This window comes from Citrobacter sp. CK191 (assembly GCF_030333435.1).
GTDB classification, from domain to species: Bacteria; Pseudomonadota; Gammaproteobacteria; order Enterobacterales; family Enterobacteriaceae; genus Citrobacter_B; species Citrobacter_B koseri.
In genome coordinates this window covers 1-25556 of record NZ_JAOWFX010000020.1, presented here as the reverse complement: position 1 = coordinate 25556, position 25556 = coordinate 1, and the positions used below count along the sequence as shown (strand labels likewise).

General features: G+C 54.4%; 24 protein-coding genes and 1 tRNA gene. 13 read left to right on the top strand and 12 right to left on the bottom strand.

The window, feature by feature from the left end:
• Positions 1 to 390: 390 nt before the first annotated feature.
• From OGV82_RS04005 to syd, 4 genes are all read right to left on the bottom strand, one after another.
• Positions 391 to 840 carry a flavodoxin gene (locus OGV82_RS04005; RefSeq protein WP_012134900.1) on the bottom strand — a complete coding sequence of 150 codons (450 nt, stop codon included), beginning with the start codon at positions 838 to 840 and terminating at the stop codon, positions 391 to 393.
• Between the two features lie 18 nt (positions 841 to 858).
• Positions 859 to 1641: a tRNA pseudouridine(65) synthase TruC gene (gene truC / locus OGV82_RS04000; RefSeq protein ID WP_047461581.1), complete on the bottom strand. Its 783-nt coding sequence runs from the start codon at positions 1639 to 1641 to the stop codon at positions 859 to 861.
• Positions 1641 to 1970, bottom strand: coding sequence for a YqcC family protein (locus tag OGV82_RS03995; protein ID WP_047461578.1), 330 nt, complete (start codon positions 1968 to 1970; stop codon positions 1641 to 1643). Before OGV82_RS03995 ends, truC begins: the two co-directional genes overlap by 1 nt.
• A 633-nt stretch (positions 1971 to 2603) precedes the next feature.
• Positions 2604 to 3149 (bottom strand): SecY-interacting protein, encoded by a 546-nt coding sequence (gene syd, locus OGV82_RS03990; protein ID WP_047461575.1) that lies wholly within the window; start codon positions 3147 to 3149, stop codon positions 2604 to 2606.
• A gap of 68 nt (positions 3150 to 3217) precedes the next feature.
• On the opposite strand from syd, the gene queF reads away from it, so the two are divergent.
• The 5 genes from queF (at position 3218) to xni (ending at position 9753) form a co-directional block, all read left to right on the top strand.
• Entirely contained in the window at positions 3218 to 4066 is an 849-nt protein-coding gene (queF, locus tag OGV82_RS03985; protein WP_012134904.1) for an NADPH-dependent 7-cyano-7-deazaguanine reductase QueF, read from the top strand.
• A gap of 114 nt (positions 4067 to 4180) precedes the next feature.
• Positions 4181 to 5545: a nucleotide 5'-monophosphate nucleosidase PpnN gene (ppnN, locus tag OGV82_RS03980; RefSeq protein ID WP_024130903.1), complete on the top strand. Its 1365-nt coding sequence runs from the start codon at positions 4181 to 4183 to the stop codon at positions 5543 to 5545.
• A gap of 564 nt (positions 5546 to 6109) precedes the next feature.
• Positions 6110 to 7399, top strand: a complete 1290-nt coding sequence (gene sdaC, locus OGV82_RS03975; RefSeq protein WP_012134907.1) for an HAAAP family serine/threonine permease SdaC — start codon at positions 6110 to 6112, stop codon at positions 7397 to 7399.
• Between the two features lie 60 nt (positions 7400 to 7459).
• The gene (gene sdaB, locus OGV82_RS03970; RefSeq protein WP_012134908.1) at positions 7460 to 8827 is read left to right on the top strand and encodes an L-serine ammonia-lyase II; all 1368 of its coding nucleotides are present in this window, start codon (positions 7460 to 7462) and stop codon (positions 8825 to 8827) included.
• A 170-nt stretch (positions 8828 to 8997) separates the two neighbouring features.
• On the top strand, positions 8998 to 9753 hold the full coding sequence (gene xni / locus OGV82_RS03965; RefSeq protein ID WP_047461571.1) for a flap endonuclease Xni: 756 nt from the start codon (positions 8998 to 9000) through the stop codon (positions 9751 to 9753).
• Positions 9754 to 9833: 80 nt separating this feature from the next.
• Here xni and fucO read toward each other — a convergent pair whose 3' ends face one another.
• Positions 9834 to 10982 (bottom strand): lactaldehyde reductase, encoded by a 1149-nt coding sequence (gene fucO, locus OGV82_RS03960; protein WP_047461569.1) that lies wholly within the window; start codon positions 10980 to 10982, stop codon positions 9834 to 9836.
• 25 nt (positions 10983 to 11007) lie between these two features.
• A complete protein-coding gene (fucA, locus tag OGV82_RS03955; RefSeq protein ID WP_012134912.1) occupies positions 11008 to 11655 on the bottom strand; it encodes an L-fuculose-phosphate aldolase in 648 nt (215 codons plus the stop codon).
• 555 nt (positions 11656 to 12210) lie between these two features.
• Here fucA and fucP point away from each other — a divergent pair.
• The 5 genes from fucP (at position 12211) to fucR (ending at position 18055) form a co-directional block, all read left to right on the top strand.
• Complete coding sequence (fucP, locus tag OGV82_RS03950) at positions 12211 to 13521, top strand: L-fucose:H+ symporter permease (protein WP_047461565.1); 1311 nt, start codon at positions 12211 to 12213, stop codon at positions 13519 to 13521.
• 31 nt (positions 13522 to 13552) lie between these two features.
• On the top strand, positions 13553 to 15328 hold the full coding sequence (fucI, locus tag OGV82_RS03945; protein ID WP_047461562.1) for an L-fucose isomerase: 1776 nt from the start codon (positions 13553 to 13555) through the stop codon (positions 15326 to 15328).
• Positions 15329 to 15431: 103 nt separating this feature from the next.
• The gene (gene fucK / locus OGV82_RS03940; RefSeq protein ID WP_047461559.1) at positions 15432 to 16850 is read left to right on the top strand and encodes an L-fuculokinase; all 1419 of its coding nucleotides are present in this window, start codon (positions 15432 to 15434) and stop codon (positions 16848 to 16850) included.
• Between the two features lies 1 nt (position 16851).
• Positions 16852 to 17274 (top strand): L-fucose mutarotase, encoded by a 423-nt coding sequence (gene fucU / locus OGV82_RS03935; protein ID WP_047461556.1) that lies wholly within the window; start codon positions 16852 to 16854, stop codon positions 17272 to 17274.
• 58 nt (positions 17275 to 17332) lie between these two features.
• Positions 17333 to 18055: an L-fucose operon activator gene (gene fucR / locus OGV82_RS03930; RefSeq protein WP_012134922.1), complete on the top strand. Its 723-nt coding sequence runs from the start codon at positions 17333 to 17335 to the stop codon at positions 18053 to 18055.
• A gap of 82 nt (positions 18056 to 18137) precedes the next feature.
• Here the strand turns inward: fucR and rlmM are convergent, their stop codons facing one another.
• The 4 genes from rlmM to OGV82_RS03910 all read right to left on the bottom strand — a co-directional run bounded on the left by rlmM (position 18138) and on the right by OGV82_RS03910 (position 21139).
• Positions 18138 to 19238, bottom strand: a complete 1101-nt coding sequence (gene rlmM, locus OGV82_RS03925) for a 23S rRNA (cytidine(2498)-2'-O)-methyltransferase RlmM (protein ID WP_012134923.1) — start codon at positions 19236 to 19238, stop codon at positions 18138 to 18140.
• Positions 19231 to 19626 (bottom strand): DUF423 domain-containing protein, encoded by a 396-nt coding sequence (locus tag OGV82_RS03920; RefSeq protein WP_012134924.1) that lies wholly within the window; start codon positions 19624 to 19626, stop codon positions 19231 to 19233. The genes rlmM and OGV82_RS03920 overlap by 8 nt, the downstream gene beginning before the upstream one ends.
• 18 nt (positions 19627 to 19644) lie before the next feature.
• Entirely contained in the window at positions 19645 to 20562 is a 918-nt protein-coding gene (gene gcvA, locus OGV82_RS03915) for a glycine cleavage system transcriptional regulator GcvA (protein ID WP_012134925.1), read from the bottom strand.
• A gap of 349 nt (positions 20563 to 20911) precedes the next feature.
• Positions 20912 to 21139, bottom strand: coding sequence for a YgdI/YgdR family lipoprotein (locus OGV82_RS03910; protein WP_024130904.1), 228 nt, complete (start codon positions 21137 to 21139; stop codon positions 20912 to 20914).
• A gap of 198 nt (positions 21140 to 21337) precedes the next feature.
• Between OGV82_RS03910 and csdA the strand changes: the two genes are divergently transcribed.
• On the top strand, positions 21338 to 22543 hold the full coding sequence (gene csdA / locus OGV82_RS03905) for a cysteine desulfurase CsdA (protein WP_047461550.1): 1206 nt from the start codon (positions 21338 to 21340) through the stop codon (positions 22541 to 22543).
• Positions 22543 to 22989: a cysteine desulfurase sulfur acceptor subunit CsdE gene (gene csdE / locus OGV82_RS03900; RefSeq protein ID WP_049008437.1), complete on the top strand. Its 447-nt coding sequence runs from the start codon at positions 22543 to 22545 to the stop codon at positions 22987 to 22989. The genes csdA and csdE overlap by 1 nt, the downstream gene beginning before the upstream one ends.
• 77 nt (positions 22990 to 23066) lie before the next feature.
• On the opposite strand, the gene tcdA is transcribed toward csdE, so the two are convergent.
• Both tcdA and mltA read right to left on the bottom strand, forming a co-directional pair.
• A complete protein-coding gene (tcdA, locus tag OGV82_RS03895) occupies positions 23067 to 23873 on the bottom strand; it encodes a tRNA cyclic N6-threonylcarbamoyladenosine(37) synthase TcdA (protein WP_047461544.1) in 807 nt (268 codons plus the stop codon).
• A 139-nt stretch (positions 23874 to 24012) separates the two neighbouring features.
• Positions 24013 to 25110, bottom strand: coding sequence for a murein transglycosylase A (gene mltA / locus OGV82_RS03890; protein ID WP_101744109.1), 1098 nt, complete (start codon positions 25108 to 25110; stop codon positions 24013 to 24015).
• Between the two features lie 208 nt (positions 25111 to 25318).
• Here mltA and OGV82_RS03885 point away from each other — a divergent pair.
• Positions 25319 to 25395 (top strand) — tRNA-Met (locus OGV82_RS03885).
• Positions 25396 to 25556 lie beyond the last annotated feature (161 nt).

The following is a 25556-nucleotide window of genomic DNA, read 5'->3' as shown; positions in this document are numbered from 1 at the left end:
AGATGACGTTTCGTGTTTTTTTGCAGCTTTTTATGAGGTCGTTTGCCTTGTGTACTGCATTTTTAATAACTGGCACGAGAAGTATAAAAAGCACACCTCGCACTCTCACCGTGCAACAACACAGTATTTCGGCAGCGTATCACGTATGTTTGTGGCAAAAGCCCAGGGCAATGGAAGCCACTTCACGGAAATGAAAAACGAAGAGGTAAACAGACAGGGTGCGAGAAGCAAAAGAAGAGGAGTGTGAAACGGGTCGCTTGACCCTATGAAAATGCCTCTGAAAACCCTTTCGTATGAAAGGGTTTTAGGGCAAATGCCTGATGGCGCTACGCTTATCAGGCCAACAGACTGCGCATGTAGACCGGACGTCGCCATCCGGCTGGGTTTTGCTCAGGAGAGCAATGTTCCCCAGTTTTCGACCCAGGGGTTGGATTCGCTCTCCGGCTCCGGGTGTTCACTGGCGTCAATCAACAGCATCTCCCCAACACGCTGCGCGCTTTGCTCCTGCAACAGCGCATCGAACTGTTTGCCGCCATTGCAAAAATTAACGTAGCTGCTGTCGCCCAGCGCAATCACGCCGTAACGCAGATTTGGCTGAAAACCGAGATTGTCCTTTATTCCCTGGAACAGCGGCACAATGCTGTCCGGAAGATCGCCCTGCCCCGTCGTCGATGTCACAACCAGCACAACTTTATCCAGATACGGCTGCCAGTCGCTCAGTTGCGGATCTTCAAAGACGGTTGCTTTATGCCCCTGCGCGGTAAGGATCGCCTCGGCCTCTTCGGCAACCAACAGCGAGTTTCCATACATGGTGCCGACAAAAATACCAATTTCCGCCATTAACGTTTTCTCCCTGATTTAAGCCTGATTATTTTCATCCTGCCGGGACAACGCACTAAACTCAACCCTTTCATTCTCAGGGAGAAGTCCGCGCCAGCCAAACTGTGATAACGCCTGCATCCAGACGTCGTCCAGGCCGGCGCGCAGGATCAGCGGTTCACCGGTAAAGGGGTGGGTAAGCGTCAGTTGACTGGCGTGCAGCATTAAGCGCTGGCAACCAAAATGCTCTGCGGCGCTGCGATTCTGACGTAAATCGCCGTGTTTGCTGTCGCCGATAATCGGATGGCGTAAATGCGCCAGATGACGTCTGAGCTGGTGTTTACGGCCCGTTTTCGGCTCCAGTTCCACCAGGCCGTAGCGGGTTGTCGGATAACGCCCGGTCGCCACCGGCATTTCGACCGTCGCCAGCCCCCGGTAATGGGTCACGGCAGGCTGCGGGCCTTTATCCTCGCGGGCAAATTTATCGGCAATCTTATCCAGTTCTTCCACCAGCGGATAATCCAGAACGGCCTCATCCATTAACCAGCCGCGCACAATCGCATGGTAGCGTTTCTGAATCTGATGCTGCTCAAACTGCTGCGCCAGCAAGCGCCCCGCTTCGCTGGAAAGCCCCATCAGCAGGACACCGGAAGTCGGCCTGTCGAGTCGGTGGGCGGTAAAGACGTGCTGACCAATCTGGTCGCGTACGGTTTGCATCACCACGACTTTTTCGTCGCGATCCAACCAGCTGCGGTGAACCAGCCAGCCAGACGGTTTATTCACCGCCACCAGCCATTCATCCTGATAGAGGATTTCCAGCATCAGACGTTATCGCTCGTAAACAGCGCGTCCAGATCCTGCAATGTCGCCAGGATCACCTCGCGTTGAGGATGATCGGCCGTCAGCGCCATTTCATAATACGGCGCGACAGCAAAGGCTTGCGGAAGCGGCTGCGCGTTATCAAGCAACGCGTGCATACGGGGGATCAGCACCCATTGCAGCCATTCAAGCGGTTCCATCGTATCCATACAAAAAGGTTGCGTGCTGGTAAACAGGTGGGCCTGCGGCTCGTCCATCCGCCAGTGATGATGTTCACGCAGCAGGGCTTCCAGCGCGTGGAGTTGCTGGCGCACACGGTCATGAGTCGTCATGAAATTAACCTCAGTGATGAAAAACTGGCGCGAAGAATAGCATCAGTGAAGACGAAATAAAAAAAGGGAGCACTGTAAAAACAGTGCTCCCGGTTCGTTTCGCAGCATTCCGGCTACTTTTGGTGCTCCCTGCTCATCCGTGACAACTTTTCCTGTGGTCTTGCGACCTGCTCATCCTGAACAATTTGCATCCTGCTCACATCACCCCGATGCGAATCGACTTCATCCTGAAGTATCCTGGCCATCCTGCCCCACCGAACATCCTGCCCGGCTCTCGTTCTCCGTCCTGGAGGTGTCCCTTAACGCATCCGGCGTTTTCCACTTTGCTTCATCCTGAAGCCTGTCCTTGTAACACCATCCTGGCGTGTCCTGCTGAAGCGCCATCATCCTGACGTTCGCTTCGTTGTGCGACTCCTTGTCGACAGGTATAGAATCGCCTGTTTCGCCTTGTCTTACAAGACACTTACAGACAATGCCTTAAGGATATTTTCATATGAAAGGCAGGATTGTTAACTCAACTCATTAATATTAAAGGAATTATAGTTAACACCATGAGATAAGTATTCGCTTATTATCTGGCGATCTCTCACAGGGTATGTAAGAGATCTCTCACACAGTGTCTGGCAAAGTGGATTACAGAAGCGGCTTAAGCTGAGTCAGGAATTCCGCAAGAGAGGCGGCCAGAACGGTACGATTGCGCGTTCCCAGGGTCTCTTTGCAAACTTCACCAGAGAGATTACACACCGAAATGACCTCAAGTTCATTTTCCAGCGTGGCGATAAAAAGCGTAGGCGGTAACTTGAGACGCTTCTGCGTGACCAGATGGCCGATCAGGTTTTCCTGAACGCGTCTGAAGTCATCTGCGCTCCATGTTTGCAGCAGCGTCAGCTTTTCATCCGCGAACTGCGCGTACATATCCCCGGCAAATTGCGTGGTGTAAAAAGCATGGACCGCAGGTTGTATCACAATATCAAATGCGCGTTCAACCGCGTTTACATTCGCCTCGCCTTCAAACGGCTGCGGCTGCCAGTAAACGGCATCGCTGGTCGAAGAGATAATGCACGGGGAAGGCACGCCATACAGCTCTTCGCTGAGCGGCCAGCTGTTGTGTTTCTCATGCCATGCGTCGCAATAACGCGTCGTAAATGCCGTCAGGGCTTGCGATGTCAGTTCGTCCACCGATTTCTCTCTTCATAAAAGCCAGGATACACTTGACGCATAGTGTATCTGGTTTATGACGGTGAAACATGTCTTCTTATGAAAACCATCAGGCGCTTGATGGCCTGACTCTCGGAAAATCAACGGATTACCGGGATAATTATGACGCCAGCCTGTTACAGGGAGTTCCGCGCAGCCTGAATCGCGATCCGCTGGATTTAAAAGCGGACAACCTGCCTTTTCACGGCGCCGATATCTGGACGCTGTATGAACTGTCATGGCTGAACGCGAAAGGCGTGCCGCAGGTCGCCGTTGGTCATGTGGAACTGGACTACACCAGCGTCAATTTGATTGAGTCGAAAAGTTTTAAGCTGTACCTGAACAGCTTTAACCAGACCCGTTTTGACTCCTGGGACGCCGTGCGCCAGACGCTGGAAAACGACCTGCGCGCCTGTGCGCAAGGCGAAGTCAGCGTCGCGCTGTACCGTCTTGATGAGCTGGAAGGGCAACCTGCCGCCCATTTTCACGGCACCTGCATTGATGACCAGGATATCACCATCGATAACTATCAGTTCAGCACCGACTACCTGGAGAATGCCGCCAGCGGCGAAAAAGTCGTGGAAGAGACGCTGGTCAGCCATCTGCTGAAGTCAAACTGCCTGATCACCCACCAGCCGGACTGGGGCTCCATACAAATTTGTTATCGCGGGCGCAAAATTGACCGCGAGAAGCTGCTGCGTTATCTGGTCTCGTTCCGTCATCACAACGAGTTCCACGAGCAGTGCGTAGAGCGCATTTTTAACGACCTTCTGCGTTTCTGCCAGCCGGAAAAACTGAGCGTGTACGCGCGCTATACGCGTCGTGGCGGTCTGGATATCAACCCGTGGCGCAGCAACACCGATTTTGTGCCTGCGACGGGCAGACTGGTGCGTCAGTAATCTTTTTTTCTCAATTTTGCGCGCCTGATTCCGCGCGCAAGGTTGTGAAAGGTCATAAGCCAGCGCTATTGTAATCAACAGGGAATGACGTCTTGCGTCCCATAAGGAGTTTACTTGATTACACATATTAGCCCGCTTGGCTCAATGGACATGTTGTCGCAGCTGGAAGTCGATATGCTTAAACGCACGGCCAGCAGCGACTTGTATCAACTGTTTCGTAACTGTTCGCTTGCCGTACTGAACTCCGGCAGTCTGACTGATAACAGCAAGGAATTGCTGTCTCGTTTTGAAAGTTTCGACATCAACGTGCTGCGTCGTGAACGCGGCGTGAAGCTCGAACTGATTAACCCGCCTGAAGACGCCTTTGTGGACGGACGCATCATCCGCGCCTTGCAGGCTAACCTGTTCGCCGTGTTGCGCGACATCCTGTTCGTCAACGGTCAGATTCACAATGCAGGCCGCTTCCAGCATCTGGATCTCGAAAGCTCGGTGCATATTACCAACCTGGTGTTCTCGATCCTGCGCAACGCCCGGGCGCTGCACGTCGGCGAAGCGCCAAACATGGTTGTCTGCTGGGGCGGTCACTCCATTAACGAAAACGAATATCTCTATGCCCGCCGCGTCGGCACCCAGCTGGGTCTGCGTGAGCTGAACATTTGCACCGGCTGCGGGCCAGGCGCAATGGAAGCGCCAATGAAAGGCGCGGCAGTAGGCCACGCGCAGCAGCGTTACAAAGACAGCCGCTTTATCGGTATGACGGAACCTTCCATCATCGCGGCAGAACCGCCTAACCCGCTGGTCAATGAATTGATCATCATGCCGGATATCGAAAAACGCCTCGAAGCCTTCGTGCGTATCGCCCACGGCATTATCATCTTCCCAGGCGGCGTCGGTACGGCGGAAGAACTTCTCTATCTGCTGGGGATTCTGATGAACCCGGCGAATAAAGATCAGGTACTGCCGCTGATCCTCACCGGGCCGAAAGAGAGTGCGGATTACTTCCGCGTGCTGGACGAATTTATCGTGCATACGCTGGGAGAAGACGCCCGCCGTTACTACCGCGTCATCATTGATGACGCCACGGAAGTGGCGCGGCTGATGAAAAAAGCGATGCCGTTGGTGAAAGAGAATCGCCGCGACACTGGCGACGCTTACAGCTTCAACTGGTCGATTCGCATCGCGCCGGACCTGCAAATTCCGTTCGAACCGTCGCATGAGAATATGGCGAATCTGCAACTTTACCCCGATCAACCGGTTGAAATTCTGGCGGCGGATCTGCGGCGCGCCTTCTCCGGCATCGTTGCGGGTAACGTCAAGGAGGTCGGCATCCGTGCGATTGAGGAGTTCGGGCCTTATAAAATCCACGGCGACCGCGAGATGATGCGTCGCATGGACGACCTGCTCCAGGGCTTTGTCGCGCAGCATCGTATGAAACTGCCCGGCTCGGCTTACATTCCCTGCTACGAAATCTGCGCATAACGCGCAGCGCCCGGTGGAGCACATCCGCCGGGTCAGACGATCGTCCGCTTTCTCAGACCGGGTCTGGTGTTTTCACCGCCCGGTTTTTTCATTGATACCAGTCACATAGTGAAGCTAAGTTTATAAATGCCGCTTATATTTCAAAATAAAAGCATTAACGCGCAAACGTTTACCTTACAATACCAATAGTAATTTATCAGCCGTAATTCTTATTAGTCGCGACAATCCTCCAAAAACATTGTTTTTTATAGCCAAACCTCCGTATATTGCGCCCCGATCTTTTAGGGCATATGTCGTTAATGGTAGCCTTCGCGCCCGTAAATTCGCTTTGACGTTTTTTTAACAGATTAATGGTCCAAATTTATCCACATAACAGGTGGATTATTGCATTTGGGATCGCGATCACTGATACATTCATAAGTTAAATGTATCTTTCCGCCCGCAAATTATTACGGCGAAAAATTATATAAAAATCGTCATTAAACGAATTTCATTTTACGGTCAGGTCTTTTTTCATTGGATTAGACCACAAACCTGACTTTTAGCTTCCTCCAGGAGAAACAGATGGAAACCACTCAAACCAGCACTATTGCTTCGATTGATTCTCGAAGCGGATGGCGCAAGACGGACACCATGTGGATGCTGGGCCTTTACGGCACGGCAATCGGCGCGGGCGTACTGTTCCTGCCAATTAACGCAGGCGTCGGCGGTATGATCCCGCTGATCATCATGGCGATTATCGCTTTCCCGATGACCTTCTTCGCACACCGTGGCCTGACTCGTTTCGTGCTGTCCGGTAAAAACCCTGGCGAAGACATCACTGAAGTGGTTGAAGAGCACTTCGGTATTGGCGCGGGTAAACTGATCACTCTGCTCTACTTCTTCGCGATTTACCCGATTCTGCTGGTTTACAGTGTGGCGATTACCAACACCGTGGAAAGCTTCATGACCCACCAGTTGACCATCACGCCGCCGCCGCGCGCGATTCTGTCTCTGATCCTGATTGTCGGCATGATGACCATCGTGCGCTTCGGTGAGCAGATGATCGTTAAAGCGATGAGTATTCTGGTATTCCCGTTTGTTGCGGCCCTGATGCTGCTGGCCCTGTACCTGATCCCTCAGTGGAGCGGCGCAGCGCTGGAAACGCTCTCCTTTGATTCCGCTGCCTCTACCGGCAATGGTCTGTGGATGACGCTGTGGCTGGCAATTCCGGTAATGGTGTTCTCTTTCAACCACTCTCCAATCATCTCCTCCTTCGCGGTCGCGAAGCGTGAAGAGTACGGCGATGCGGCTGAGAAGAAATGCTCTAAGATCCTGGCATTCGCTCACATCATGATGGTGCTGACCGTTATGTTCTTCGTCTTCAGTTGCGTACTGAGCCTGACGCCAGCAGACCTGGCGGCAGCGAAAGAGCAGAACATCTCTATTCTGTCTTACCTGGCGAACCACTTTAACGCGCCAGTTATCGCCTGGATGGCACCGATCATCGCGATTATCGCCATCACGAAATCCTTCCTCGGCCACTACCTGGGCGCTCGTGAAGGTTTCAACGGAATGGTTATCAAGTCTCTGCGCGGCAAAGGCAAATCCATCGAAATCAACAAACTGAACAAAATCACTGCGCTGTTCATGCTGGTTACGACCTGGATTGTCGCCACGCTGAACCCAAGCATCCTGGGAATGATTGAAACCCTGGGCGGCCCAATCATCGCGATGATTCTGTTCCTGATGCCGATGTATGCCATCCAGAAAGTCCCGGCAATGCGTAAGTACAGCGGCCACATCAGCAACGTATTCGTTGTTGTTATGGGTCTGATCGCTATCTCCGCTATTTTCTACTCCCTGTTCAGCTAAGTTTTATAGCGCCGCTTTCGGGCGGCGCTTCCTCCCTGAGATTTAAGCAATGGATGCCCTATGATTAGCGTATTCGATATTTTCAAAATCGGCATTGGCCCTTCCAGCTCTCACACCGTCGGGCCAATGAAAGCAGGCAAACAATTCACGGATGATCTGATTGCCCGCAATATCCTGACCGATGTCACCCGCGTCGTGGTGGATGTCTATGGTTCACTGTCGCTGACCGGTAAGGGTCACCACACTGACATTGCCATTATTATGGGTCTGGCGGGAAATCTGCCGGATACCGTCGATATCGACGCCATTCCGTTCTTTATTCAGGACGTGAACACCCACGGACGTTTACTGCTGGCGAATGGTCAGCATGAAGTGGAGTTTCCGGTCGATAAGTGCATGAATTTCCATGCCGACAACCTGTCTCTGCATGAGAACGGGATGCGTATTAGCGCGCTGGCGGGCGATAAGGTCCTCTACAGCCAAACTTACTACTCCATTGGCGGTGGTTTCATCGTTGATGAAGAACATTTCGGTTTGTCGAACAGTGCGCCGGTCAACGTGCCGTATCCGTACAAATCCGCAGCCGATCTGCAAAAACACTGCCAGGAAACCGGTCTGTCGCTTTCCGGCCTGATGATGCAAAACGAGCTGGCGCTGCACAGCAAAGAAGAGCTGGAACAGCACTTTGCCAACGTCTGGGAAGTGATGCGCGGCGGTATTGAGCGCGGCATCACGACGGAAGGCGTACTGCCGGGTAAACTGCGCGTTCCACGTCGTGCCGCGGCGCTGCGTCGTATGCTGGTCAGCCAGGATAAAACCACGACCGACCCGATGGCGGTTGTCGACTGGATCAACATGTTCGCGCTGGCGGTCAACGAAGAGAACGCGGCGGGCGGGCGTGTCGTGACTGCGCCAACCAACGGCGCATGCGGCATCGTTCCGGCGGTACTGGCGTACTACGACAAGTTTATCCGCGAAGTTAACGCCAACTCACTGGCTCGCTACATGCTGGTGGCCAGCGCGATCGGTTCTCTGTACAAGATGAACGCCTCCATTTCCGGTGCGGAAGTGGGCTGTCAGGGTGAGGTCGGCGTGGCCTGCTCTATGGCGGCGGCGGGTCTGGCAGAACTGCTGGGCGGCAGTCCGACACAGGTGTGCATCGCTGCGGAAATCGGCATGGAGCACAACCTGGGTCTGACCTGCGATCCGGTTGCGGGCCAGGTACAGGTGCCGTGCATTGAACGTAACGCGATTGCCTCCGTGAAAGCGGTCAACGCCGCGCGTATGGCGCTGCGTCGTACCAGCGAGCCGCGCGTGTGCCTCGATAAAGTTATTGAGACCATGTACGAAACCGGTAAAGACATGAACGCCAAGTACCGTGAAACCTCCCGCGGCGGCCTGGCGATGAAGATTGTCGCCTGCGATTAAGTCCTATCACGTTTCAGGATCTGTAGGCCGGATAAGGCGCTCGCCGCCATCCGGCATTTATTGCCTGATGGCGCTTCGCTTATCAGGCCTACGGATCGCGCTATTTCGCAACACTCGCCTCCTGTCGTCCTGGATGTTACCCTGTCCCCAAATTTGTCAGGGAGAATACCGTGGCCGTCCATCTGCTTATCGTCGATGCACTGAATTTAATTCGCCGTATTCATGCGGTTCAAGGCTCGCCCTGCGCGGAGACCTGCCTGCATGCGCTTGAGCAGTTGATTGTGCACAGTCAGCCAACGCACGCCGTCGCCGTATTTGACGATGAAGCGCGCAACAGCGGCTGGCGTCATCAGCGTCTCCCGGACTACAAAGCCGGTCGTCCTCCCATGCCTGACGAGTTGCACAATGAAATGCCCGCAATACGCGCCGCCTTCGAACAGCGCGGCGTGCAATGCTGGGTTTCCAGCGGCAATGAGGCGGATGATTTAGCCGCTACGCTGGCGGTCAAGGTCACACAGGCCGGGCATCAGGCCACTATCGTTTCTACCGACAAAGGCTACTGTCAGTTGCTCTCCCCGACGCTGCGTATCCGCGATTATTTCCAGAAACGCTGGCTGGATGCGCCATTCATTGAGAAAGAGTTCGGCGTCCTTCCCCAACAGTTGCCGGACTACTGGGGACTGGCGGGGATCAGCAGTTCAAAAGTCCCCGGCGTGGCGGGTATCGGCCCCAAAAGCGCGACTCAATTGTTGGTTCAGTTTCAGACTCTGGAAGGGATTTATGCGCACCTCGACGAGGTAGCGGAAAAGTGGCGCAAGAAGCTTGAAGCGCATAAAGAGATGGCATTTTTGTGCCGCGATATCGCGCGCCTGCAAACGGATCTCCATATCGACGGAAACTTGCAGCAGCTACGGCTGACGCGGTAGTTGTGTTGTCGGATGGCGCTGCGCTTATCCGGCCTACATTTCGTGCAATCCTGTAGGCCGGATAAGGCCATCCGGCAAAATTACCAGGCGGTATGATACAACTCGACGATATCGGCAATACTCGCTTCACGCGGATTACCACCGGTGCAGACATCGTCAAATGCCGCCTGCGCCAGCGCCGGAATATCCTCTTTACGCACGCCGACATCGCGTAAATGCAACGGAATACCGACGTCCCGGTTGAGGGTAAATACCGCTTCCACGGCGGCATTACGCGCCTCGCTCAAACTTATCCCTTCGACCTTCTCGCCCATCGCACGCGCGATATCACGGAACTTCTCACCGGTATATTCCGCGTTGTAGCGCATGATATGCGGCAGAAGAATCGCATTAGCAACGCCGTGCGGAGTGTTATAAAACGCGCCCAGCGGATGCGCCATCCCGTGCACCAGCCCAAGCCCCACGTTGGAAAAGCCCATCCCGGCAACGTACTGCCCCAACGCCATCGCTTCGCCCGCTTCACGCTCGCCCACAACCGAACCACGCAATGCTCCGGCGATGATCTCAATGGCCTTAATATGCAGCGCATCCGTCAACGCCCACGCGGCACGGGTGATGTATCCTTCGATCGCGTGGGTTAACGCATCCACCCCGGTTGCCGCCTTCAGCGCGGGCGGCATGCCGTCCATCATGTCGGCATCAATAAACGCAACCTGCGGGATATCATGCGGATCGACACAAACAAATTTACGCCGCTTTTCTTCATCGGTGATCACATAGTTAATGGTCACTTCCGCTGCGGTTCCCGCAGTGGTCGGGATCGCCATCACCGGCACGCTCGGATAACGGGTCGGCGACAGACCTTCCAGACTGCGCACGTCAGCAAACTCAGGGTTATTGCTGATAATACCGATCGCCTTACAGGTATCCTGCGGGGAGCCGCCGCCGATGGCAATCAGGTAGTCTGCCCCGCTTTGTTGAAATACGTTCAGCCCCTCTTTCACCACGCCGATGGTTGGATTTGGGATCACGCCATCGTAGATCGCCCATGCCAGTCCTGCGGCATCCATCTTATCCGTGACGTTTCTGACCACACCGCACTGCACCAGCGTTTTGTCACTGACAATTAGCGCCTTGCGATAGCCCCGGCGTTGAACCTCATCGGTTAACGCCGCCACCGCCCCCCGGCCAAACCATGCCGTTTCGTTCAGGATCATTCTGTTCGCCATAGCCCGTCTCCTTCGCTGTGCGAAATTACTCTTCGATACGTAATCCGTAGGTTTTGAATTTTTCCAGCACAATGGCGATAGCCTCATCATCCAGTACAGGCACCGGATCGGTAATCGCCAGCGTACTGAGGTACAGCTGCGCCAGCACTTCCACTTCATGCGCCAGCCACAGCGCTTTTTCCAGGTTCTCTTCGCAGGCGATCAACCCATGATGCTGTAGCAGGGTCGCTTTGCGATTTTTGAGCGCAACGGCAACGTATTCAGAAAGTTCACGCGTGCCGAACGTGGCGTAAGGCGCACACGGAATGGAGTTCCCCCCCGCCGCCGCAATCATGTAATGAATGGCTGGAATAGGACGATTGAGGATCGACACCGCCGTGCAGTGAACGGCATGGTTATGGACGACAGCGTTAGCATCCGGGCGCGTCTGGTAGGCCGCCATATGAAAACGCCACTCGCTGGAAGGCAATTTTCCCTGCTCATGCTGACCCTCTGCATCAATAAAGACGATATGTGATTCGGTGAGTTTGTCATACGGAATGCCCGTTGGCGTGATCAGCATCCCGCCCTGATAACGCACGCTCACATTGCCTGCGGTCCCCTGGTTCAACCCCAGCCGGGTCATCTCCAGGCAGGTGTCGATAATCTGGCGGGCCAGTGTGTTTCGTTCCATTAGTTACCTCTCTCAGTCATTCAAAACGCGACAACAGAACAGCACGTTGCTCTGCTGAATTAATTGAACATTTGGTAACCATCATCATATTGAATAGCGATAAAGGAATTTACATGACTTTATTTTGTGATACGCATCAATTAATCACGTCAGTTAAATACCGTTTTCGCCGGATTCACTCTCGCCAAAATGACCGCTCTTAATATTATTTATCCAAACGGGCATTTTCATAATATTTGTAACAAATGCCCGTTTTCGCAGTAATAAATTAAATCGGTCATCAATGCTGTGGGTTTTTAATTTTATTTACTCAAACGGGCATCATTTTTCAGAAATTAAAGTGATGATAATCACATAAAGCCACCCTCCAGGTGCTAAATGTGACCACCATCATATTAAACAGCGTTTTTTATTTGAAAATGAATTCATGAGTTCACCATCAACAGCCAATTTTCTCTGGCAGATAACAGGAACTCGCCTGGTTTGTCGATCTGGTGAGAAACACCGGTCGTACTTCTAAAATGTTGAACACGCTTCTGAGCCAATGAGGATGCTATGGGAAACACAACAATACAGACGCAGAGTTTTCGTGCGGTGGATACAGGGCAAAGCAAACGCTATATCATTCCGTTCGCTTTACTCTGCTCACTGTTTTTCCTTTGGGCGGTTGCCAATAACCTGAATGACATTTTATTACCACAATTTCAGCAAGCCTTTACGTTAACTAATTTTCAGGCAGGTTTGATTCAGTCTGCTTTTTATTTCGGCTATTTTGTTATTCCCATCCCCGCGGGTATTTTGATGAAAAAGCTGAGTTATAAAGCGGGGATAATTACCGGACTATTCTTATATGCTTTTGGCGCGGCATTATTCTGGCCGGCTGCTGAAGTGATGAATTACACCTTGTTTTTGATTGGTCTTTTTATTATTGCCGCAGGACTTGGTTGTCTTGAAACCGCCGCGAACCCTTTTGTTACGGTATTAGGGCCAGAAAGCGGTGGCCATTTCCGTCTCAATCTGGCGCAAACATTTAACTCTTTCGGCGCTATTATCGCCGTGGTGTTCGGGCAAAGTCTTATTTTGTCTAACGTCCCACATCAATCTCAGGACGTGCTCGATAAAATGACGCCTGAGCAATTGAGTACATATAAACACAGCCTGGTTTTGTCGGTACAGACGCCTTATATGATCATCGTGGCTATCGTTTTACTGGTTGCCCTGCTGATCATGCTGACCAAATTCCCGGCGCTACAGAGCGACGATCACAGTGACGCCCAACAAAGTTCATTCACCGCTTCGCTTGCCCGCCTGGTGCATATTCGCCACTGGCGCTGGGCGGTGCTGGCGCAGTTCTGCTACGTCGGCGCGCAAACTGCCTGCTGGAGCTACCTGATCCGTTACGCTATCGAAGAGATCCCCGGCATGACGCCTGGCTTTGCCGCCAACTACCTGACCGGCACGATGGTGTGCTTCTTTATCGGCCGCTTCTCCGGCACCTGGCTTATCAGCCGCTTTGCGCCGCATAAAGTGCTGGCGGCCTATGCCCTGCTCTCCATGATCCTGTGTCTGATTTCAGCCTTTAGCGGCGGCCATATCGGTCTGCTGGCCCTGACGCTGTGCAGCGCATTTATGTCGATTCAGTACCCCACTATCTTCTCGCTGGGTATTAAAAATCTGGGACAGGACACCAAATACGGCTCGTCGTTCATCGTCATGACCATCATTGGCGGCGGCATCGTCACGCCGGTCATGGGTTTTGTCAGCGATGCGGCTGGCAACATCCCAACGGCAGAGCTGGTCCCGGCGCTCTGCTTTGCCGTCATCTTCATCTTTGCCCGTTTCCGTTCACAAGCGGCAACTAACTGAACATTTTTCCGAATAACGTGAGGAACCTGTAATGAAAAAAATCAGCTTACCGAAAATTGGCATTCGCCCGGTTATTGATGGACGTCGCATGGGGGTACGCGAGTCGCTGGAAGAACAGACCATGAATATGGCGAAAGCCACCGCTGCGCTTATCACCGAAAAACTCCGCCATGCCTGCGGCGCGCAGATTGAGTGCGTGATTGCGGATACCTGCATTGCCGGAATGGCGGAATCCGCCGCCTGTGAAGAGAAATTCAGCAGCCAGAATGTTGGCGTAACCATTACCGTGACGCCGTGCTGGTGCTACGGCAGCGAAACCATCGATATGGACCCAATGCGCCCGAAAGCCATCTGGGGCTTCAACGGTACGGAACGTCCCGGCGCCGTTTATCTGGCCGCCGCGTTGGCCGCGCACAGCCAGAAAGGCATTCCGGCATTCTCTATTTATGGTCATGACGTACAGGATGCCGACGACACCTCGATCCCTGCCGACGTTGAAGAAAAACTGCTGCGCTTTGCGCGCGCGGGTCTGGCGGTCGCCAGCATGAAAGGCAAAAGCTACCTCTCTGTGGGCGGCGTCTCAATGGGGATTGCCGGTTCCATCGTCGATCACAACTTCTTTGAGTCCTGGCTGGGGATGAAAGTGCAGGCGGTGGACATGACCGAGCTGCGCCGTCGCATCGACCAGAAAATCTATGACGAAGCCGAGCTGGAGATGGCGCTGGCGTGGGCGGATAAAAACTTCCGCTATGGCGAGGATCAGAACGCGCAGCAGTACAAACGTAATGAAGAACAAAGCCGCGCGGTGCTGAAAGAGAGCCTGCTGATGGCGATGTGCATTCGCGACATGATGCAGGGCAACAACAAGCTGGCGGAAAAAGGGCTGGTCGAAGAGTCGCTGGGATATAACGCCATTGCGGCAGGCTTCCAGGGCCAGCGCCACTGGACCGATCAATACCCGAACGGCGACACCGCCGAAGCGCTGCTGAACAGCTCCTTTGACTGGAACGGCGTGCGCGAACCGTTTGTCGTCGCTACCGAAAACGACAGCCTCAACGGCGTAGCGATGCTGCTGGGCCATCAACTCACCGGAACCGCGCAGGTCTTTGCCGACGTGCGAACCTACTGGTCGCCGGAAGCGGTAGAGCGCGTCACAGGCCAGCCGCTCACCGGCCTTGCGGAGCACGGCATCATTCACCTGATCAACTCCGGCTCTGCGGCGCTGGACGGCTCCTGCAAGCAGCGCGATAGCGAAGGCAAACCGACCATGAAGCCGCATTGGGAAATCAGCCAACAGGAAGCGGACGCCTGCCTGGCCGCTACCGAATGGTGCCCGGCGATCCACGAATACTTCCGTGGCGGCGGCTACTCCTCTCGCTTCCTGACCGAAGGCGGCGTGCCGTTCACCATGATCCGCGTGAACATCATCAAGGGTCTGGGGCCGGTACTGCAAATCGCTGAAGGCTGGAGCGTGGAACTGCCGAAGGAGATGCACGATCAGCTCGACGCCCGCACCAACTCGACCTGGCCGACCACCTGGTTTGCGCCGCGTCTTACCGGTAAAGGCCCGTTCACCGACGTCTACTCGGTGATGGCGAACTGGGGCGCTAACCACGGCGTACTGACCATCGGGCACGTCGGCGCTGACTTCATCACGCTCGCCGCCATGCTGCGTATTCCGGTCTGCATGCACAACGTGGACGATGCGAAAATCTACCGTCCTTCCGCCTGGGCTGCGCACGGTATGGATATTGAAGGTCAGGATTATCGCGCCTGCCAGAACTACGGGCCGCTGTACAAACGTTAATGCGTCACTTCTTTGCCCGGTGGCGTAAGCTTACCGGGCCTACAATTTCGCATTTTGTAGGCCGGATCAGCGCAGCGCCATCCGGCAACGTTTCGGAGCTACTATGAAACAAGACGTCATTCTGGTTCTCGACTGCGGCGCCACCAACGTACGGGCAATGGCCGTTGACCGTCAGGGAAACATTGTCGCCCGCGCATCAACAGCGAATGCCAGCGACATCGCCACGGAAAATAGCGCCTGGCATCAGTGGTCGCTGGCGGCCATTCTGCAACGCTTCGCGGACTGCTGTCAGCAACTAAAGACGGAACTGGCGGCCTGCCGGGTTCGCGGCATCACCGTCACGACGTTCGGCGTAGACGGCGCGCTGGTTGATGAACAGGGTCAGTTACGCTATCCGGTCATCAGCTGGAAATGCCCTCGCACCCTTGCCGTCATGGAAAACATCGGCCGCTTTATGCCGCCGCAGCAGTTGCAGGCGATCTCCGGCGTCGGTGCATTCGCCTTTAATACGCTGTATAAACTGGTGTGGCTGAAAGAGAACCACCCACAGTTGCTCGAACAGGCGCACGCCTGGCTGTTTATTTCATCGCTGATCAACCACCGTTTAACCGGTGAATTCACCACGGATATCACCATGGCGGGCACCAGCCAGATGCTGGATATCCACCAGCGGGATTTCAGCCCGGAGATTTTACAGGCCACGGGTTTACCCCGCCGTCTGTTTCCACGGTTAGTTGAAGCGGGCGAACGGATTGGCACGCTGCAAAACGACGCCGCAAACCTGCTTGGGCTTGAGGCGGGTATTCCGGTGATCTCCGCCGGGCATGACACGCAGTTTGCCCTTTTTGGCGCCGGCGCAGAACAGGATGAACCGGTACTCTCGTCCGGTACGTGGGAAATCCTGATGGTACGCAGCGCGCAGGTGAACACGCCGCTGCTCAGCCATTACGCCGGTTCCACCTGTGAACTGGACAGCCAGGCCGGACTTTATAATCCGGGCATGCAGTGGCTGGCTTCCGGCGTGCTCGAATGGGTGCGCAAACTGCTCTGGACGCCAGAAACGCCGTGGCAGACGCTGATTGACGAGGCGCACGCCATTCCGCCGGGTGCTGAAGGCGTGAAGATGCAGTGCGATCTCCTCACCTGTCAAAACGCGGGCTGGCAGGGGGTGACGCTGAACACAACGCGTGGTCATTTTTACCGCGCCGCGCTGGAAGGGCTAACGGCGCAACTGCAACGTAATCTGCAAACGCTGGAAAAGATTGGTCACTTCCAGGCAACTGAGCTTCTGCTGGTTGGCGGCGGAAGCCGCAACGCACTGTGGAATCAAATCAAAGCCAATCTGCTTGATATACCGATTAAGGTGCTGGATGACGCGGAAACCACCGTCGCCGGGGCCGCCATGTTCGGCTGGTATGGCGTAGGCGAATTTGCCAGCCCGGAACAGGCCCGAGCCCAGGTGCGCTATCAGTACCGCTATTTCTGGCCGCAAACTGAACCCGAATTTATTGAGGGAGTGTGAGATGCTAAAAACTATTTCGCCATTAATATCCCCTGAGTTACTGAAAGTGCTGGCTGAAATGGGGCACGGGGATGAGATTATTTTTTCCGATGCCCACTTTCCCGCGCACAGCATGGGACCGCAGGTTATTCGCGAAGATGGTCTGAAAGTCAGCGATCTGCTCCGGGCAATTATCCCGCTGTTTGAACTGGACAGCTACGCGCCGCCGCTGGTGATGATGGCCGCCGTAGAGGGCGATTCGCTCGACCCGACGGTTGAAGCGCGTTATCGCGATGCGCTCTCATTACAGACGCCGTGCCCGGAGATTGTCCGCATCGACCGCTATGCGTTTTATGAGCGGGCGCAAAAAGCCTTTGCGATCGTTATCACAGGAGAGTGCGCGAAGTACGGGAATATTCTTTTAAAAAAAGGGGTAACGCCGTAATCTCTTGCCGGTGCGCCCGCATGATGCGGGCGTTCATCGAATGATGGGGTGAGAAAAGATGAAAGCGGCACGCCAACAAGCGATAGTAGACCTGCTGATCAACCATAAAAGTCTGACCACCGAGGCGCTGTCAGTACAGCTTAACGTCAGCAAAGAGACCATTCGCCGCGATCTCAGCGAGCTACAGGCGCAGGGAAAAGTGCTGCGCAATCACGGGCGCGCCAAGTATATTCACCGGGAAAACCAGGACAGCGGCGACCCGTTCCACATCCGGCTGAAAAGCCACTATGCGCATAAGGCGGATATCGCCAGGGAGGCGCTGGCATGGATAGAACCGGGCATGGTGATCGCTCTGGACGCCAGCTCAACCTGCTGGTATCTGGCCCGCCAGTTGCCGGACATTGATATTCACGTCTTTACCAACAGTCACCCGATTTGCCAGGAGCTGGGCAAACGCGAGCATATTCAGCTCATCAGTTCCGGCGGCCAGCTTGAGCGTAAATATGGCTGCTACGTCAATCCGTCGCTTATCTCTCAGCTTAAGCCGCTCGACATTGACCTGTTTATTTTTTCCTGCGAGGGGATCGACCGCGGCGGCGCGCTCTGGGACTCAAATACGATCAACGCGGATTTCAAATCCACGCTGCTTAAGCGCGCATCACAGTCTTTATTGTTGATCGACAAGAGTAAGCTCAACCGCTCGGGAGAGGCCTGCATCGGGCATCTGGATGATGTGACGCACATCATTTCCGATGAGCGTCAGGGGGTGATTCATGCCTGATAGCGTTGCCGCTTATCAGGCCAACAAATACCCGGCGCAGGCCGGATAAGGCATTTACGCCGCTATCCGGCAATCCATCGTATTACCGCTCGTCGCGACGCCCGCCCACGGCGGCCCACAGCCGACGGACATGCACGGTCACTTCTTCACGATCGTGATACAGCTGTCGCGCCTGAATTTGCGCGTTAATGCCGTGTTCATCAAGCTGCGCCTGAATATACGCCAGGTTCTGCGACACCTCTTCATAGCGTTTTTTCATCGGCAGCTTGAGATTGAAGATCGTCTCGCGACACCAGCCGTTTACTAACCACTGCGCCATCAGCGCGGCAACCTTAGCAGGCTTTTCCACCATGTCGCACACCATCCACGAGATGTTGTTACGGTTCGGACGGTATCTGAATCCATCTTCGCGCAGCCAGGTCACCTGCCCGGTATCCATCAGGCTCTGCGCCATTGGGCCGTTATCGACAGAGTAAACCCACATGTTGCGCTTCACTAACTGGTAGGTCCAACCGCCAGGGCAGGCGCCTAAATCCACGGCATACATCCCGTTCGCCAGACGTTCATCCCACTCATCGGCCGGAATAAAAACATGCAGCGCTTCTTCCAGCTTCAGCGTCGAACGGCTTGGCGCATCGGCCGGGAATTTCAGCCGCGGAATCCCCATATAGAACGGCGAGTTGTTGTCAGGATACGAATACCCGGTATAACAGCAGCCCGGCGCGATGAAGAAAACATGCACCACCGGACGCTTTGGCGTTTCATAGTTTGTCAGAATCCCCGCGTCGCGCAGCGCGGCCCGCAGCGGCACCGTAAATTTACGGCAAAACTTCATCAACTCTTTGCTTTCATTGGTGTCTGCGACTTCAACACGCAGCTCGCCGCCTTTTTCCACAACGCCCTGTAACATCCCGACAATCGGCGTAATGCGATCGTCCGGCGGCAGGTCGCGCAGCAGTTCGCCGACGACGAACATCTGACGCGCAAAAATGAGCGAGGAAAAAGGCAGCTCTTTTACTATTTTTTCAGCATCGTCAGGCTGATAGCACTCAAAGACGACGTATCCGGCATTGTCTTTAACACGAGCGAAGCCAAAGATTTCCCGACGCGCCGCCTTATCCGTTATTTCAGCAGCGCACTCCTTTTCAAAACCAGGGCGACACAACAATACAACCTTATTCATGACCAACGCCCTTACGTTTCAAACGGATGGCGCCAATTAACATCAGCACCCAGCCTGCCAGGAAACTCACGCCGCCGACAGGAGTAACAAACGCCCACAGGCGTAAATGAGACAGCGCCAGGCAATACAGGCTGCCGCTAAACAGCACCGTACCTAACGCCAGAAAAACGCTGCTCCAGTAAAACCAGATGCTAATGCGTCGCTGCATCGCAACCGCCAGGCCAAAAATGGCCAGCGTATGAAACGCCTGATATTGCAGGCCGGTCTGGACCCAGCCCATTTCAACCACACCAAGAGTTTTGCTCAGGACATGCGCCCCAAAGGCACCCAGAGCAACATAGATAAAGCCGCTTATCGCGGCAAAAATCAGCATAAAACGGCTGGTCATGGTAGTACCCTAAATAAATTATTGTTCGTAACGAAAGCGGAATTTTTCTTGTTCAGCGGCCGCTTTGGTCAGAATCCACTGACGAAAGGCGGCTATTTTACCCAGTTCTGCCTGACTGTCATGACAAACCAGATAAAAAGCATTTTTACTGACCAGAACGTCGTTAAAGGGACAGACAAGACGCCCGGCTTCAATTTCTGATTGCGCCATGACGTTGTTCGCCAGCGCAACCCCCTGTCCGTGGATGGCAGCCTGTAGCACCATTGCGCTATGGCTGAAAATAGGTCCCTGCTGCACATTAATATGATTCAGCCCCAACTGACGCGTATAGGTCTGCCAGTCTCTTCGCGAAGCATCATGCAGTAATGTATGTTTTGCCAGATCTTCCGGCGTCTTTAACGGCTTATCGCCCGTCAGTAATAACGGTGAACACACCGGCAGTAAATATTCTGCGTACAATTTTTCAACGCGCAAGCCCGGCCAGTTGCCACGCCCATAAAAAATAGCGACGTCGACATCATCAGCCAGCTTATCTTCCTGACGGTCCACAGCCTGAATTCTGACATCGATTCCCGGATAAGTTGAGTTAAAGCTTGAGAGTCGAGGAACCAGCCACTGGATCGCAAAACTGGGCAATAAACTGACCGTAAGCGCGCCTTTTGCACTCCGCGCCTGAAGTTTACGCGTCGCTTCGGTTAATTGCGAAAAAATCTCTTTGATGTCGAGGAAATAGCTCTGCCCCTCTTCCGTTAGCAAAAGCGAACGATTGCGACGACGGAACAGTTTTAGCCCCAAAAAATCCTCAAGTGACTTGATTTGGTGACTTACTGCGGCCTGTGTCACAAAAAGCTCTTCTGCTGCGCGAGTGAAGCTTAAATGCCGCGCTGCGGCATCAAAAACACGTAATGCATTTAAGGGTGGTAATCGTTTTGACATGGCTTTTAGACTTTGATGTTAAATAAATTTAACAATTAGGTAACCTTGTGTAACCTATTAGTTTTTTTAATCTGAGCCATTATAATTTGTCCGTTGAGGTTCTACCAGCAAATACCTATAGTGGCGACACTTCCTGAGCCGGAACGAAAAGTTTTATCGGAATGCGTGTTCTGATGGGCTTTTGGCTTACGGTTGTGATGTTGTGTTGTTGTGTTTGCAATTGGTCTGCGATTCAGACCATGGTAGCGAAGCTACCCTTTTTCACTTCCTGTACATTTACCCTGTCTGTCCATAGTGATTAATGTAGCACCGCCAATTGCGGTGCTTTTTTTTGTCCATGACCGACCGGTTACTGATCCAGTTCGACCATCTCTTTAACGTCAGTACGATTGATCTGCTGTTTGTTGCCGTTAGCGTCTTTATAAGAAATCATGCCGGTTTCATCATCGGTTTTTGGCTTACCGTCTGACACGATAGTACGGCCATCATTTGTGTGCATCACATAATTCGGACCGGAACAGGCGCTCAGGGCAAAAGTCAGCATACATGCAGAGATCATTGCGGCAGTCTTTTTCATTTTCATCTTCTTCTCCTTAAAGCTGTTTATGCTAAATAAAACGGGTTCCGTAACAGGCAAAAACATTCGCCTAACACTATTTAGCATAACCTGCTTCCCTGACTTCACCAGGATAACCAGACAATTCCGATGGTTAGGACAAACCTTGTATCACAGCCCTTTTTGCGCCACGATCGGTATACTGAATTGAGGAATACCATGAACGCTTTCAATCCTGCGCAGTTTCGCGCGCAATTTCCTGCCCTTACCGATGCGGGCGTTTATCTCGACAGCGCCGCGACGGCGCTTAAGCCTCAGGCCGTGATCGACGCCACGCATCAGTTCTACAGCCTGAGCGCCGGAAACGTCCATCGCAGCCAGTTCGCCGAGGCACAGCGGCTAACCGCGCGCTATGAAGCGGCGCGCGGCAAAGTGGCGCAGTGGCTGAACGTGCCTGATGATGCATCGATTGTCTGGACACGCGGCACCACGGAAGCCATCAATATGGTGGCGCAATGCTATGCCCGCCCGCGCCTGCAACCCGGCGATGAGATAATCGTCAGTGAAGCGGAGCATCACGCGAATCTCGTTCCCTGGCTGATGGTCGCTCAGCAGACGGGCGCAAAAATCGTCAAACTGCCCCTGAATGCCCTTTTCCTCCCCGACGTGGAGCGTCTGCCTGAACTCATCACGCCACGCAGCCGGATTCTGGCGCTGGGACAGATGTCGAACGTCACGGGCGGCTGCCCGGACCTGGCGCGCGCTATCACGCTGGCGCACGCGGCAGGGATGGTGGTGATGGTTGACGGCGCGCAAGGCGCGGTGCATTTCCCCGCCGATGTACAGCAGTTAGATATTGATTTTTATGCCTTCTCCGCCCACAAGCTGTACGGCCCGACGGGCATCGGCGCGCTGTACGGCAAACCGGCCTTACTGGAAGAGATGTCCCCGTGGCTCGGCGGCGGCAAGATGATCGCTGAAGTCAATTTTGAAGGATTCACAACCCAGGCCGTTCCCTGGCGTCTGGAAGCCGGCACGCCAAACGTGGCTGGGGTTATTGGCCTTAGCGCCGCGCTGGAGTGGCTGGCGGAAGTGGATATGGCGCAGGCCGAAAGCTGGAGTCGCGGTCTGGCGACGCTGGCGGAAGACGCGCTGGCGAAGCGTCCGGGTTTCCGCTCTTTCCGTTGCCAGGACTCCAGCCTGCTGGCCTTCGATTTTACCGGCGTTCATCACAGCGATATGGTGACATTACTGGCCGAATACGGCATCGCCCTGCGCGCCGGGCAGCACTGCGCGCAGCCGCTGCTGGCGGCGCTTGGCGTAACGGGCACCCTGCGCGCCTCTTTTGCGCCGTATAATACAAAGCATGATGTGGATGCGTTGGTCAGCGCCGTTGACCGCGCGCTGGAAATACTGGTGGATTAATGACAAGCCCTCTTTTTGCCGGACACCCGTTTGGCACGACCGTAACGGAAGAGACGTTACGCGCTCTCTTTATCCCGCTCTCGCAGTGGGAGGACAAGTATCGCCAGCTTATTCTGTTGGGTAAGCAACTCCCGGCATTGCCGGATGAGCTAAAAACGCAGGCAAAAGAGATCGCAGGATGTGAGAACCGCGTCTGGCTGGGGCATACCCTGTCAGAGAAGGGAACGCTACACTTTTTCGGTGACAGCGAAGGGCGTATTGTACGCGGTTTGCTGGCGGTTTTACTCACGGCGGTAGAGGGAAAGACCCCGGCGGAACTGCTGGCGCACTCGCCGCTGGGGTTGTTTGATGAGTTAGGCTTAACAACACAACTTAGCGCATCGCGCAGCCAGGGGCTGAATGCGCTGAATAACGCGATTATTGAGGCTGCCCAGCAAGCCGGATGACGACGCTGATGCGTCTTATCCGGCCTACAACACCGCACGAACCGTAGGTCGGATAAGCATAGCGCCATCCGACACAATCAAGCCTGACGCGCCGCCTTCGCCATCATCTTCTTCAGCGCGTGGGACACAGCAACAAAGCCAAAGGTCGCAGTTACCATCGTGGCTGCGCCGAATCCAGAGGCGCAATCCATTCGTTTCGGCCCTTCCGCCGTCGCTTTCATCGCACATACGGAACCATCAGCCTGCGGATAAACCAGCGCTTCCGTTGAGAACACGCAGTCCACGCCCAGTTTGCCCTTGCTGTTTTTCACCACACCAAAGTCGCTTTTCAACCGTTCGCGCAGTTTCGCCGCCAGCGGGTCCTGGATGGTTTTCGCCAGATCCGTTACCTGAATCTGGGTCGGGTCTATCTGCCCACCCGCCCCGCCGGTGGTGACTAACGGAACCTTATTTCGGCGGCACCAGGCAATCAGCGCGGCTTTTGGCCGCACGCTGTCGATGGCATCAATGACATACGAAAACCCTGCGCTCATATACTCCGCGACGTTATCCGGCGTGACAAAGTCATCCACCACCGTCACCCGGCACTCCGGGTTGATCTGACGAATACGCTCAGCCATCACCCCGGCTTTCGCCAGACCGACGTTATCGCGCAGCGCATGAATTTGCCGGTTGGTGTTGGTGACGCATACGTCATCCATATCGATGAGCGTGATCGCGCCAATGCCGGTACGCGCCAGCGCCTCTGCCGCCCAGGAGCCGACGCCGCCGATCCCGACCACGCAAATATGCGCACCGGCAAACAGCTGCAACGCTTTTTCACCATACAGACGGGCGGTGCCGCCAAAACGCTGGCGCCAGGCATCACTAATTACAACAGACATACGACCTCAGAATTAAAAAGGGGTAATACGATCGTAGGCCGGATACGTCGCTTGCGACGCCATCCGGCATGATTTGCCTGATGGCGCTACGCTTATCAGGCCTACGATTTAAATCTTCAGCGAAGCCGCCATCAGGCAATCAACCGCTAAATACGTTACCGGTTCCCGGGGCGTTTTTCAGCACCCAGACGCGCCCATAGTGATTATACCAGCCTGCGCGGTGCCCGGCGTCCGGGCCTATCCCCTGATAAATATCAAAGTGCTGGCCTTTAATCGCGCCGCCCACGTCCAGCGCCACCATCAGGCGCAGTTCGTACTGGCCGTTAAACTTGCCGTTGTTATCCAGCAGCGGGACTTCCGCCAGCAGGGTTGTTCCTGCCGGGATAATGCTGCGATCGGAAGCCACAGACGCACGGCCGATAAGCGGCACGGCGCTGGCGCCTTTCACCGGGGCAAAAGATTGCGGCTTAAAGAAGACGAATGACGGGTTTTGCTCCAGCAGCTCGCGCACTTCCGCTTCACTGTGGGTTTCTCCCCAGTGGCGAATGGCCTGCATCGACATATCTTCTTTCTTCACTTCACCGCGATCGATCAGCACCTTGCCGACACTGCGGTAAGCATGGCCGTTTTTCCCGGCATAGCTGAAGAAATTCAGCGGGCTGCCGTCGCCAAAATCAATATAGCCGCTGCCCTGAACGTCCATGATGAAGTTATCCATCAGCGAGTTGCTGTACGCCAGAATGTAGCTGTCGCTCAGCGCGCCGGAATAGATCTCGGCACGAGACGGTAAGCGGCCGCGTTTTGGCGGCATGCGATAAATAGGGTACTGGAACTCGCCCTGACGGGTATGGCGCGCCTGGATAACCGGCGTGTAGTAACCGGTGAACTGGACGTTGCCGTAGTTATCCGCCCCTTCCATCTGCCAGGCATCAATACCAAACTGGCGCATCATTCGCGTATCGCCACCGGAACGTAACCACTCCTGCACGGCGTTATAGACGTTGCTCTGGTTGCCATACAGACGCGGCGACGCGCTGCGGATTTGGTTGACCTGCTCGGCGAAATCGCCTGCGTTGATAGGCGCCCCAATGGCGTCAGGTTGGTTCACCAGTGAGAAAGGCTGGGTAAACTTCCCGTCTTTATACTGCTGGCCGCGATCGGTCGGTTTAGAGGAACAGGCGGCAAGCATTGCAACCACCGCCCCCATAAGAAGGTAATTTGCCCAACGTCCTTTCATGAGTTCTCGTCTTTTAGCTGTAAATCTTGCGCTATGAAGATAACAAACCCCCGAACCTAATGAAATGCGAAGCGCTCCCCTGACGCAAATTACGCACAAAAAACGTACCAAAGCGCGTTGTTTTTGCACACAATCATCCCAATTTCGTGATCCGGGTGAAAAAAGGGTTGCATGAAAATGTTAGCAGAGTATAGTGCGCATCCACGGACGCGGGGTGGAGCAGCCTGGTAGCTCGTCGGGCTCATAACCCGAAGGTCGTCAGTTCAAATCTGGCCCCCGCAACCAATTAAAATCTGATGTAATATTTTGCAAAGTAGTTCGAATCACAACAAGGCGGCGACGCAGTGAATCCTTAGGAGCTTACTTCAGTAAGTGACTGAGGTGAACGAGGAAAGCCAACGCAGATGTGGTTTGAAATACGAAGCAGAAAGACGGACGCGGGGTGG